Annotated in this window: 10 protein-coding genes; 7 read left to right on the top strand and 3 right to left on the bottom strand. The window is 58.4% G+C overall.

What is annotated here, in order from left to right; genetic code table 11:
• Positions 1-194 precede the first annotated feature (194 nt).
• From dnaG to J4E00_RS00240, 5 genes are all read left to right on the top strand, one after another.
• Positions 195-2,285 carry a DNA primase gene (gene dnaG / locus J4E00_RS00260; RefSeq protein WP_208173002.1) on the top strand — a complete coding sequence of 697 codons (2,091 nt, stop codon included), beginning with the start codon at positions 195-197 and terminating at the stop codon, positions 2,283-2,285.
• Positions 2,286-2,433: 148 nt separating this feature from the next.
• Entirely contained in the window at positions 2,434-3,489 is a 1,056-nt protein-coding gene (locus J4E00_RS00255; RefSeq protein WP_208173001.1) for a potassium channel family protein, read from the top strand.
• A 105-nt stretch (positions 3,490-3,594) separates the two neighbouring features.
• On the top strand, positions 3,595-4,872 hold the full coding sequence (locus tag J4E00_RS00250; RefSeq protein WP_208173000.1) for a glycosyltransferase family 4 protein: 1,278 nt from the start codon (positions 3,595-3,597) through the stop codon (positions 4,870-4,872).
• Positions 4,869-6,038 carry a glycosyltransferase gene (locus tag J4E00_RS00245; protein WP_208172999.1) on the top strand — a complete coding sequence of 390 codons (1,170 nt, stop codon included), beginning with the start codon at positions 4,869-4,871 and terminating at the stop codon, positions 6,036-6,038. Before J4E00_RS00250 ends, J4E00_RS00245 begins: the two co-directional genes overlap by 4 nt.
• A gap of 67 nt (positions 6,039-6,105) precedes the next feature.
• A complete protein-coding gene (locus tag J4E00_RS00240; protein ID WP_208172998.1) occupies positions 6,106-7,332 on the top strand; it encodes a bifunctional 3,4-dihydroxy-2-butanone-4-phosphate synthase/GTP cyclohydrolase II in 1,227 nt (408 codons plus the stop codon).
• A gap of 126 nt (positions 7,333-7,458) precedes the next feature.
• Here J4E00_RS00240 and J4E00_RS00235 read toward each other — a convergent pair whose 3' ends face one another.
• Together J4E00_RS00235 and J4E00_RS00230 are read right to left on the bottom strand one after the other, a co-directional pair.
• Positions 7,459-8,538 carry an energy transducer TonB gene (locus J4E00_RS00235; protein WP_208172997.1) on the bottom strand — a complete coding sequence of 360 codons (1,080 nt, stop codon included), beginning with the start codon at positions 8,536-8,538 and terminating at the stop codon, positions 7,459-7,461.
• 135 nt (positions 8,539-8,673) lie between these two features.
• Positions 8,674-9,243 (bottom strand): hypothetical protein, encoded by a 570-nt coding sequence (locus J4E00_RS00230; protein ID WP_208172996.1) that lies wholly within the window; start codon positions 9,241-9,243, stop codon positions 8,674-8,676.
• Between the two features lie 294 nt (positions 9,244-9,537).
• Here J4E00_RS00230 and J4E00_RS00225 point away from each other — a divergent pair, with 294 nt between their 5' ends.
• Complete coding sequence (locus tag J4E00_RS00225) at positions 9,538-10,095, top strand: hypothetical protein (RefSeq protein ID WP_208172995.1); 558 nt, start codon at positions 9,538-9,540, stop codon at positions 10,093-10,095.
• 272 nt (positions 10,096-10,367) lie between these two features.
• Here J4E00_RS00225 and J4E00_RS00220 read toward each other — a convergent pair whose 3' ends face one another.
• On the bottom strand, positions 10,368-11,669 hold the full coding sequence (locus J4E00_RS00220; protein WP_208172994.1) for a competence/damage-inducible protein A: 1,302 nt from the start codon (positions 11,667-11,669) through the stop codon (positions 10,368-10,370).
• 112 nt (positions 11,670-11,781) lie between these two features.
• Here J4E00_RS00220 and J4E00_RS00215 point away from each other — a divergent pair, with 112 nt between their 5' ends.
• Positions 11,782-12,597, top strand: coding sequence for a DUF4197 domain-containing protein (locus tag J4E00_RS00215; RefSeq protein WP_208172993.1), 816 nt, complete (start codon positions 11,782-11,784; stop codon positions 12,595-12,597).
• Positions 12,598-12,670: the final 73 nt, after the last annotated feature.

The following is a 12,670-nucleotide window of genomic DNA, read 5'->3' as shown; positions in this document are numbered from 1 at the left end:
GCGAAATTTGTTGTGTTGCGTACTGTCTTACTACCAGAACGTCATGCTGAGCGTAGTCGAAGCATCTCGTGTGTGGTCGTAATAAGACCGCAGAACGATTGAATTAGTGGCGGCACGCCTGATGCTTTGACTGCACTCAGCATGACGTTCTGGTAGTATCCGTTCGCCCCATTTGCCCCCGATACCCCGCCCCGATGGCCCGTATTCCCAAAGAGTTAGTTGACCACATCATCCAGACCGCCGACATTGTGGAAGTCGTCGGCGACTTCGTGCAGCTCAAGCGCAAGGGCCAGAACCTATGGGCTCCGTGCCCGTTTCACAACGAGAAATCGCCCTCGTTCTCGGTAAACCCGGCCAAGTCGCTCTACAAGTGCTTCGGCTGCGGCAAGGCCGGCGGCGTGGTGCAGTTTGTGATGGACGTGGAGGGCACCAGCTACGTCGAGGCCCTGAAATACCTGGCCAAGAAGTACGCCATTGAGATTCAGGAGGAGGAAAAGACGCCCCAGCAGCAACTGGAGCAGAACGAGCGGGATTCCCAATTCATCGTCTCGGACTTCGCCAAAAACCACTACCACCGCCTGCTGCTCAACTCCGAAGAGGGGATGAGCATCGGCTACGGCTACCTCAAGGAGCGGGGCCTGACCCTGAACACCATTCAGACCTTCGAGCTGGGCTACTCGCTTGATGCCTGGGACGACCTGATGAAAGCCGCCGAAACGGCCGGCTTCGACAAGAAATACCTGGAAAAAACCGGCCTCACCGTCATCCGCACCGACGACCAGGGCAAAGACACCGGCCGGCGCTACGACCGGTTTCGGGGTCGCGTAATGTTCCCGATTCACAACATCAGCGGCCGGGTGGTAGGCTTCGGGGCGCGCACCCTGAAGCGCGACGACAAGATGGCGAAGTACCTCAACTCGCCCGAATCGGAGATTTATCACAAGTCGGACGTGCTCTACGGCCTGTTTCAGGCCCGGCAAGCCATTCGGACGCAAGAGGTTTGCTATCTGGTAGAAGGTTATCTGGACGTTCTTTCACTCTATCAGGGCGGCATCAAAAACGTGGTGGCCTCGTCCGGTACCTCGCTCACAGAGGGCCAGATTCGACTTATCAAGCGGTATTCGGACAATGTGACGGTGCTCTACGACGGCGACGCGGCCGGCATCAAGGCCTCGTTGCGCGGCACCGACTTGCTGCTCGAAGGCGGCCTGAACGTGCGCGTGGTGCTGTTTCCCGACGGCGACGACCCCGACTCCTACATCCGCAAAGTCGGCGACCAGCGCTTCACCGAGTACATCGAAACCAAGAGCCAGGACTTCATCACCTTCAAAACCACGCTCGTGGCCCGCGAGGCTTCCGGCGACCCTGTGAAGAAGGCCGAAGCCATCCGCGACGTGCTCCACAGCATTGCCAAGGTGCCCGACGCCATCAAGCGCCAGGTGTTTTTGCAGCAGACCTCGGCCACCTTCGGCATAGACGAGCAGGTGCTCATCACCGAATACAACAAGCTGGTAAAGTCGCCTAGCCAGCAAACCAAGCACAGCGGTGGCAGCGGTGACAACCTCGGCAACTACGGCCAGGGTGCTGGTAGCGCCAACGCCGGCTACCCGCCCAGCGCCAACCCGCGCTCGGCACCGGCCCCGCGCCCAATGTCGGACGAAGAAGAGGCCGAAATGCTCATGTACGGCGGTGCTGAAGCCGCCGAGTCGCTGGGTACCTCGTTCCAGTCTACCACCAAAGCTGCCGAAAACGAGCCGCTGCCCGACATGCTCCAGCTGTGCGAGCGGGAAGTACTGCGCCTGCTGGTCCTCTACGCTGGGCGCGAGATTGACCCCGAAGTGAGTGTGGCCGGCTACCTCATGGGCCAGCTCGGCGAGTACCCGCTCACAGTGCCGCTCTACGCCGAAATGTGGGAAATCTGCCGCCAGGAGCTACTAGCTGGCCGCTTTCCCGACGCCCGCCAACTGGCCCAAAACGAGCGCGAGGACATCCGCCAGCTCATCACCGACCTGGCCACCGAGCGCTACGAAATCAGCCCCAACTGGCGCACCAAAGAAATCTATGTGTTCAACGAGGTCGACCTGCCCCAACTGGCCTGCGACAACGCCGTGCTTCGCCTCAACAAAGTGCACGTGCAGCGCGAGCTCGACCAGTGCCTCGAAAAGCTGCGCCACCCGCTCGACGACGCTGAAATGTTCGAAATCCTCGGCGACATCAAGCGCCTCAAGGAACTCGATAACGAGTTGGCTGCACTACTGGGCACCGTGGTGGCCCGCGGCGCCTGAGTTATTGAACGAGCAAAAACAACGTCATGCAGAGCGCAGCGAAGCATCTCGCGTGCCACCACTAATTATTAACGATTGAATTACTCACAGCACGCGAGATGCTTTGCTGCGCTCTGCATGACGTTCTTGTAGTCCGTTCTCGAAAAAAATGCTCCGAAGTCTCAACATCAACCGCCTGATTCTAGCCGTCGTCCTCACCGGGCTGAGTTTGGTGTTTGGCATGGCGGGCTTCATGGGCATCGAGCACTACCATCCGGTCGACGCGTTTTACATGACCGTGACGACCATTGCTACCGTGGGCTTTGGCGAAATTCACCCGTTTTCACACGCCGGACGGCTTTTTGTCTCGTTCTACATTCTTTATAACCTCGTGGTAGTGGCCTACCTCGTGTCGGTTTTCTCCTCGTTTATTTTTGACGGCGAGCTGCGCAAAATTTACAAGATGATTCGAATCGACCAGGAAATTAAGCGCTTCAGCGGGCACGTTATCGTGTGCGGCTTCGGCCGCAACGGCCGCCGCGCCTACCAGGAGCTGCGGGCCAACGGGGCCCGTGTGGTAGTGATTGAATCGGACCAGGAGTTGATGAAGAACATCACAGATGGCCACACCGGCGAAGATTACGACGGCGACGGTATGGCCGGCGGCAGGATTTTTACCGTACTCGGCGATGCCACGACTGACCTCGTCCTCAAGCAGGCTGGGGTGGAGCGGGCCTCCGCCCTCATCACCGCCCTGCCCAAGGATGCCGACAACGTATTCGTGGCCCTGTCGGCCCGCGCCCTCAACCCGCGCCTGAAAATCATCGCCCGCGCCTCGCTCAAAACCTCGGAAAGCAAGCTGCTCTCGGCCGGGGCAGATTCGGTGGTGATGCCTGACGAAATCGGCGGCTCCCACATGGCCAAGCTAGTGGTGCGCCCCGAAGTCATCCGCTTCCTCGACCTCATTTCCGGCCTCAGCGCGGATAAGCTGCGACTGGAAGAAATGAGTTTCCAGCAGCTGCGCCGTGATTTGCACGGCCGCAGCATCCGCGAGCTCGACGTGCGCTCCATCACCGGGGCCACCATTATCGGCCTGCGACAAGCCAGCGGCACGCTGCTCGTGAGCCCACCCGTCGACTACGTGCTCGAAGCCGGCGACGTGCTGCTGGTACTCGGCAGCGAGGAACAAATCGAAAGCTTTGAGGTGCGTTTCCGGCAACTCTAGAACGTGTACCCAGAAGTTTCAATTTGGCCCGCTTTGCACAAGTAATCCCGACGCGAGCCGAAGAGGAGCTTCTGGATAAGCAGCAACACTACCTTTGCGGGCCCTATGCACATTCTGCAACTCTGTCCACGCGTTCCATTTCCCCCTCATGATGGTGGGGCCATTGCCATGTATGACGTGGCAGCGGGCCTCGTTCAGGCCGGGCACCGCGTCACGCTGCTGGCCATCAACACGCCTAAGCACCGCCAGCCCGCCGACGCCCTGGCCCACCTGGGTCCTAACATGCGGCTGGTAACGGTGGAAGTCGATACCGATATTTCGGCCGTGCGGGCTCTGAAAAACTACTTCTTCAGCCGTCAGCCTTATAATGTCGAGCGATTTATTAGCATGGATGTGCTGGGGAAACTCGCCGAATTGCTATTTGATGACCAAGAAGAGCCCATTTCTGTTGTTCAGTTTGAAGGCACGTTTGTAGCCGCATACATCGAACTGCTTCGCCGTGGTATGGAAGGCACAGCAATGGAAGATGATTTCCAGATTCCACTGGTGCTGCGGGCGCACAACATCGAAAACACCATCTGGCACAAGCTGGCCCGGTGGGAGAAAAACCCCTTGAAGCGGCTGCTGCTACGCACCATGGCCACCCGCCTGGAGAAATTCGAGCGGCGCTACCTGCGCCAGTTTGACGCCGTAGCCGCCATCACCGAAGCTGATGCCGACCGTCTGCGCGCCCTGCACTGTCCCGAGCCGGTGGTGTTCATCCCGGCAGGCGTGGAACTGAGCCGCGTGCAAATTGACCACGCTATTCAGTCCAAGCAGCGCACGCTGTTCATGATTGGCTCGCTCGACTGGCTGCCCAACCAGGAGGGGGTCGACTGGCTGCTGCGCGAAGTCTGGCCCGCGTTTCACGCCGAGTTTCCGGAAGTGGAGCTGCACATTGCCGGCCGCAACGCGCCCGCGCACTTGCTGAATCTGAAGGCGGATAATGTCTTTATGCACGGCTTCGTGGAGTCGGCGCCGGCTTTTATGCAGCAGTATGGGCTGATGTTGGTGCCGCTACTCAGTGGCGGCGGCATGCGCGTCAAAATAATCGAGGGCATGGCGCTGGGTAAGGCCATTCTCAGCACCGGGCTGGGGGCCGAAGGCATTGCCGTGCGCGACGGCCACGACATCATCGTGCGCGACTCGCCCGCCGAGTGGCTGGCTTTTTTGCGCACCTGGGCCCGGGGTGAAGCTAACTTGGGTGAAATAGGGACCAATGCGGCCCGCACTGCCGCCGACGTATACGATAACCGCCGCGTAGTGCAGCGCTTTGTTGACTTGTACGAGCGGCTGCTCGTGCCCGCTCCGGCCGGTACGCCTGCCCATTCGCCGCCCGCATGAAGCTATTTGTGCTCCTTTCGCGCTTCCCGTACCCGCTCGACAAGGGCGACAAGCTACGCGCTTTCCATCAGCTCCGCTACCTGGCCGAGCGTCACGAAATCTGCCTGTTTGCCCTGTCTGATGAAGAGGTTTCAGCCGACGCAATGGCGCAGGTGCGGCTACTCTGCCGGGCCGGGCTGGTAGTGCACCGGCTGAAGCGGCCGCGCATTGCCCGCAACATGGCGCGGGCGCTGGCTACCGGCCGGCCCCTGCAAGTGGGTTACTTTCACGATGCGCTGGCCCAGCGCCAGGTTGATGGCTTGTTGCGCGACTTCCAGCCCGACCATGTGTATTGCCAGCTCATTCGCATGGCCGAATACCTGCGACCCCACGTCGGGGAAGTGCCCATGACGTTGGATTACATGGATGTGTTTTCAGCAGGCATGGTGCGCCGGGCTACCCAAGCGCCGCTGTGGCAGCGCGCTGTGTGGGCCCTGGAGGCCCAGCGCCTGCTGGCTTACGAGGCGGCGGCGTTCAATTGGTTTCAACACCACACCATCATCAGCGACCAGGACCGTCAGCTCATTCAGCACCCACGGCGCAACGAGATTGAAATCGTGCTCAACGGCATCGATACCGACTTTTTTCAGCCCCAACCGGCAGTAGAGAAAACGTGCGACGTGCTGTTTTGCGGTAACATGAGCTACCATCCCAACGTGGACGCCGCCTGTTTTCTGGCCGAGGAAATTATGCCGTTGGTGCGGCAGCGGCACCCGGCGGCGCGGCTGCTGGTGGCCGGTACCACGCCCGCACCCCGCGTGCAGGCGCTAGCCTCCGCACACGTCGAAATCAGCGGCTGGGTGCCCGATATCCGAGCGGCATACGCGGCGGCACGGGTATTTGCGGCCCCCATGCGGGTGGGCACCGGGCTGCAAAACAAGCTGCTGGAGGCCATGGCCATGGCCTTGCCCTGCGTAACTACGCCGCTGGCCAATAACGCTCTGGGCGGCACCGATGGCGAAGAGCTTTTGGTGACAAAAACGCCCCAGGAGCTTGCGCAGGCCATTATTGCCTTGCTCGATAACCCCAGCCAGGCGGCGAAATTAGCGACGCGGGGCCATGCGTTCGTGAAAGCGCACTACACCTGGGCGGGCGCCACAAGCCGGCTGGAAGCGTTGTTCGGGTAGGGGTGGCCGGTGGCGGCTAACTTTGCAGCGGCTACCGTTGTTATGGCCGAAATATCAACTCCCACCAATGCTAGATTCCATCGAATCCGCCATCGAAGATATTCGCGCTGGCAAAGTAGTCATCGTTGTCGACGACGAAGACCGTGAAAACGAGGGCGACTTCATCTGCGCCGCCCGCTCGGCCACGCCCGAAGTCATCAATTTTATGGCCACCCACGGGCGCGGCCTTGTGTGCATGGCCCTCACCGAGGAGCGCTGCGAAGAGTTGGGCCTGAACCTCATGGTGGGCCACAACACGGCCTTGCACGCTACGGCGTTCACCGTATCGGTCGATTTGCTGAAGAATGGTGTGACCACCGGCATCTCGGCTTCGGACCGTAGCAAGACCATCCAGGCCCTTATCGACCCCACCACCAAGCCCGAAGAACTAGGCAAGCCCGGCCATATTTTTCCTCTCAAAGCCCGCAAGGAAGGCGTGCTGCGCCGCGCCGGCCACACCGAAGCCACCGTGGACCTGGCCCGCCTAGCCGGGTTTGAGCCGGCCGGTGTACTGGTCGAAATTCTGAAGGAAGACGGCGAGATGGCCCGGCTGCCTGACCTCGAAATCGTGGCCAAAAAATGGGGCCTGAAGCTGATTTCGGTTCAGGACCTCATCAAGTACCGCCTCGCCAACGAAAGCCTGATTACCCGCGAAATCTCGGTGAAGATGCCCACTGAGCACGGCGATTTCGACCTCTACGCTTTCACCCAAAACTCGAACGGCGCCAAGCACCTGGCCCTGGTGAAGGGCGATATCTCCGGCCCGGAGCCGGTGCTGGTGCGCGTGCACAGTTCCTGCGTGACGGGCGATATTTTCGGCTCCTGCCGCTGCGACTGCGGCCCGCAACTACACCAGGCCATGCGCGAGATTGAGCGCGAAGGCCGTGGTGTTATCGTCTACATGAACCAGGAGGGGCGTGGCATCGGCCTGCTCAATAAGCTGAAAGCCTATAAGCTACAGGAGCAAGGCCGTGATACCGTGGAGGCCAACGAGGACCTCGGCTTCAAGGGCGACGAGCGCGACTACGGCGTGGGCGCCAGCATTCTGCGCGACCTGGGCGTGCGCCAGATGCGCCTGCTCACCAACAACCCCCGCAAGCGCACGGGCCTCATCGGCTACGGCCTCGAAATCGTGGAAACGCTGCCCATCGAAATCCATTCCAACCCGCACAACGAGGCCTACCTCACCACCAAGCGCGACAAAATGGGCCACGACATCATGCGCGTAGCAGCAGCTGAAACGCCAGCGGCTTAATTCATTCGCACCTTTCCAACGAAAAGGGCCAGCCAATTAGCTGGCCCTTTTCGTTGGAAGTAATTTAGGAAAATAGATTTATACTGGTTAAGGCAAAATGGCATTAACCCAGGCCCAGCCTAAACCTTACTGGCTTTGAGCACTTTTCCGATTATGTTTGGGAGTGACTCTTGGTTTCATCACTGAAACAGGGAAAGTCAAGGACACATTTAAGGGTCGCCCATTTTGCCGGCCGGGGACCAGCGGTGGCAGTTGCCTGGCCGCCGCAAGCACTGCCGAGTCGGTTCTTGGATTCAGGCCTTTTGCAATGCGTATATTCCGCACATCACCCATTTTGTCTACTTCAAGGCTTAAAAACACCAGCCCCTCCACTGCATCGCGGGGCAGCACGAGCCACGGCTGGATGAGTTGGTTGAGTCCTAGCCCCAGCTCTCTTTCTTGCCCGCCTGGGATGGTCGGCATTACTTCCACATAAGTATACACCTTGTCGTCTTCTACGGGCAGAGGTGGTGCGCTGGCAGGCTCAGCGGGTGGTGTTGGCTGCTGGTTTTCCCTTCTCCACGGCTTGCTCACTACAAAAGGGCGATACCCCGAATACGTCTGGACGACTCCTTTCAGGGAGTCCACATCGACGGTCACCTTGCAAACGGTGGCCCACCACTCCTTTTTGTTGAATGATTGGTCCGGGTGGAGGTAATTGGCAGCGTCCGCGGCATGGATATGGCCAACAGGTTTCTCAAAGAGAAGAGCTTGCGTCTGGTAAAGAGTGATTTGTGTTGTCGTGATATCACTTAGCCAGCCGGTGCTAGTGGTTACCTCGACGCTCACGTCTCCATCCCAATACACAACATCGGCCGAACGCAGGGCTATCCACAGGAAAAGCACGGGAACAAGCAGCGGAGTGAGGAGCGACTGTGCCCGGGCCAGAAACCAGGCACTTCCCGCAACCAAGGCCAGCTTCGTGCGGAGCCCCGCCATGAGCCCGCTGCCAAGCACAACGAGGGCAATCAGCGTGGGGTAGCGAATGCTCAGGTCCCAACTGCTGCAACTCACCAGTATGGCAACCAGAGTCAATACTCCGCTTCCCCGGTGCGCCCACTGCAACGAATCCCGCACTGCCTCTGGGTGCAAGTACTGGGGCACGACGGTAAGCAGTAAAAAATAGAGGGCAATGGAGCCGCCTACTAACCCAAGAATAACCAGCATGCTACTTCGCGACGAGTTGGCAAGACCAAGGCTCATCGAAACAGTCTGGCAAGCAACGCTCGCGTTGCTTGCCGACACTAAGACTCTTCTTGTTCAAATTATTACTAGTCATCTTGTCGGATATGATTACCGCGCTTAGCTGAGACATTCCACAGCTGAGGCGGTCTTTGCATACTGCGGGATTTTGCGTAGCAGGCGCTCGTTGCGTACGGGCTGGTGAAAAATGACGGCCTTTACATCTGCAAAGGGCTCGTCCAACAGGTGCAGAAAATTCCAGTTGGCAATGGAAAGCGCTTTGCGTCCGCGGCGGAATGCCTGGATAAAAAGTCCCCATTTGTCGGGCATTACCAGCATAGTAAACGCGGCTGTTGCCAAGGTAAAGGGTGAAATCTTTCCATTGGCGACCAAAAAGAATTGCATGGCCGCTTCATCCTCCAAACTGGTAGAGAAATCTAGCAGAATGTGAAAGGCATCGTGCCGCTCTATTCGGTCCACAGGTTGGAGGCTCTCACGCGTTAAGAAGAGCCCCAACTCGTGGCCCAGGGTTCCCGTGGGATACTGGAGCATGTCCTCGCGCAATAGTCCCCAGACAGGACGTCGGGTGTAGACTCTGGCGTGAACTGAGACGACGTTGTCGAGCAGCCAGAGCAGGGCGCGCTCGCGGAAAGAATACTCTTGCCGGTAGGAAATGATGATTGATTTCATTGTTTTTCAAATTACTTTGGATTGCAAAGTAAATGAATAAATATTGAACGGCCTTCATAGTGACCATATAAGTTTGGTCCCAGTCCGGTTCTCCTGAAGGGAACACCAAGCGGCTCCTTATCCGCAAGCCAATAAATTTGTGTTGCTACAGAATGACCTTACCGCCCACCTTCCGGCCATTTTCTCCCAAAGCTCATTGGCCATCGTAGCTCCTGGCTGCTTCGCAAACTACTGGGTTATATAGTACGATTCGGAAGCTGCTATCTTGTTCCCGTATCGCTTTTTTAACTACCCATGCTGCAAACTAATCCAAAAGATTTCGTTGCGTTACTTGAAGTGTTTAGCATTGGACTAACCAATAAAATAGTGAGCACCCGCCAGGTTATCGACTGGGCAGATGCGATTATCCAACAAGACGCGGAGCCAGACGACTTCATCATTGAACTGGCCATGAGCGGTAGCCAGAGCATCAATGATTTGATTTCCCTAATCAATGTCTATGTCGGCGATGCCATCCCCAGTGTTGCCGGCCGCGCAACATTAGGCTTGCTTTATCACGAATACATTGCTGGAAAAATAGATTTATACCGCGTTGTTCGCACCATCGATTGGCTGGTTAGGCACAGGGATTTCACTGCCGAAGAGCACGGCTTCATGTGTGGGGTCGACGATGAGTATGCAATGGCCGCGGAAGGCATCTACGGCTCTGTGGCTGGTGTTGCAGATTACGTCCTCCGGTTTCTTAACTTTTACCAAGCCTTTCATTTAGCAAACATGAAAGAGTGGGATGAAATCAATGAATCAGTCCCCGGGAAAATGCTGGCACTCTACAACCAGTTGAAAATTTCATAATACGGGTTGCTGACGCGCGCCAGCGGGGCCGGCGTTAGAGTCCATAACAAGTGGACGAATGTATTCCATCTAAAGCCTGTACAGGGTGCTCAATCCGGCTTTGGTCCGCATTTAAGTGAGTGATTTGCGTTGGACTCAAGTGTAGCTTGCGGGATAGACAAAGGCCAAGCCATACTGCGGTCTGCAACCAAGGAAAAAGATGCATATAAGGCCCGCACTCCTGAATGTAGAGTGGTTTAATTAAATGGTGGTCAAATTAAAGTGTGACGAGCTTACACTCCCGCCAACTGCTGCCGCAGCAGCGTGAGCACCGATTGCGCGGCGTATTCCACATTCAAGGCCCGGCCACGGTCCAGCACGTATTCGCGGCTGATGGTTTGGGTGCCGTCGGCGTAGGCCAGGCACACGGTGCCTACTTTCTTGGTGGCGGTGGCGCCGGTGGGGCCAGCAATGCCGCTGGTGGCCACGGCTACGTCCACACCCAGGCGGCGGCGGGCGCCTTCGGCCATCTCGCGCACGGTGGCCTCACTTACGGCCCCGAACTCGGCCAGAGTTTCGGCCTTCACGCCCAGTTCTTCCTGCTTGATATCGTTGTGGTAGGCCACAATGGCACCCCGGAAGTACCCCGAGCTACCCGAGACGCTGGTGAGGCGCTGCGAAACTAAGCCGCCGGTACAGCTTTCTGCGGTACCTACAGTCAGGCCTTTAGCCATCAGTAGTTTGCCGATGGCAGCTTCGAGCGTCGTTTCTTCTTCGGCAAAAATGTGCTCACCGATGCGCTCGCGCAGGGCAGGCAGCAGAGCCAGCATGCGGCCGCGCAGGTCGGGCTGGCCGTCATCGGTGCCGGTCAGGCGCAGGCGCACCGCCCCGAAGCTGGGCAGGTAGGCCAGCTTGACGTTGGCGGGGAGGGCATCTTCCCAATCCTCAATTTTCTTGGCCAGAAACGACTCGCCCAAGCCGGCCGTCATCACCACCACGTGCTCGATGGGTGCGATGTGGAACTGGCTTTGCAGGCGGGGCAGCACGTGGTCAGTCATGAGCCGCTTCATCTCAAAGGGCACGCCAGGCATGCTCACGAAGATGGTGCCTTGGTCGTTGAACCACATACCGGGGGCTGTACCCACGGCGTTGTGCAGCACCTCGCAATTGGCCGGTACCAGGGCCTGCTGGCGGTTCACGTCCAGCATGGGCCGGTCGAAGCGTTTGAAAATTTCCTCCACGTGACGCAACGTAGGCTCGTGCATCACCAGCTCGGAGCCGAAGTAGCGAGCCAGTACGTGCTTAGTTAGGTCGTCTTTCGTCGGGCCCAGGCCGCCGGTAATGAGCACCACTTGTGCCCGCTGCCGCGCTTGGTCCAAGGCTGCTACAATCTCATCGGCGCGGTCCGAAACCGACGAAATCTGCCGCACGCGCAGGCCGATTTTGCCCAATTCCTGGCCCATAAAGGCCGAGTTGGTATCAATGACCTGTCCGTACAACAACTCGTCGCCGATGGTCATGATTTCGACATTGGGCGGAGCGGTGGGCGTGGAGTTCGACGTGTTAGGAGCGGGGAGTGGGCTGGGTACAGACATTGATGAGCGAAAAAAATAGGTTTGGCCGCAAAATTGTCTTCACTTTGCAGCAGCGGCGGCCTTAGGACAGCCACAGGGGCCTTCCGGTTTTCCCGTCGCAGCAGTTTATTCCATGTTTACTCGTATTGCCAGTGCCTTGCTCGTAGCCGGCCTGCTGGCCGCCACGGCACCCGCCGCCCACGCCCAGACCACCGCCGCCAAAAAAGCGGCCGCTGCTAAAGCTGCCGCTGCCAAAACCGCCGCCGCCAAAGCCGCTGCTACCAAGGCCGCCGCTGCGAAAGCTGCCGCCGCCAAGCCCGTCGTAGCGCCACCCGCGCCGCTCACTGAAGCCCAGGCCAGCGCCGGCATCAAAGACGCCCTGAATAAGGGCATTACCAAAGCCGTCCAGTTCGCATCGGAGCCCGACGGCTTCAACCTGAACGACGATATTCACATCCCGGTGCCGCCCGATTTGGAAATCGTGAAGTCGACTGTGGGCCGCCTGCCGGGCATGACCACCGTGTTCACGCAGCTCGAAACCCAACTCAACCGTGCCGCCGAAGCTGCCGCGCCCAAAGCCAAAGACATCTTCCTGAATGCGCTGACCAATATCAGCATTACCGATGCTTTGTCGCTGGTAACCAGCAGCTCGACTGATGCCGCTACCCAGTTCCTGCGCAAATCGACGCAAGCCCAGCTCGTCTCGGCTTTCCACCCCGACATTGAGGCCGCCATCGACCAGGTTGGAGCCGGCCGCGCCTATGCTACCATTACCGACAAATACAACAAAATCCCGCTGATGACACCGGTGAACCTCAGCTTGGCCGATTACACCACGCAAAAAGCCGTGGATGGCCTGTTCGTTCTGCTAGCCCAGGAAGAAGCCAAAATCCGCAAAAACCCGGCGGCCCGTACCACCGACATCCTCAAGCAGGTATTTGGTCGGTAGTATAGCAGCAATAACCCAGTAGCAAGACTAAAAGAGGCCCCGCCTGGAATTGCCAGGCGGGGCCTCTTTTAGT

This window comes from Hymenobacter negativus, from assembly GCF_017571495.1.
GTDB classification, from domain to species: domain Bacteria; phylum Bacteroidota; class Bacteroidia; order Cytophagales; family Hymenobacteraceae; genus Hymenobacter; species Hymenobacter negativus.
The sequence above is the reverse complement of the archived record's forward strand: the minus strand, read 5'-3'. Positions and strand labels throughout refer to the sequence as shown.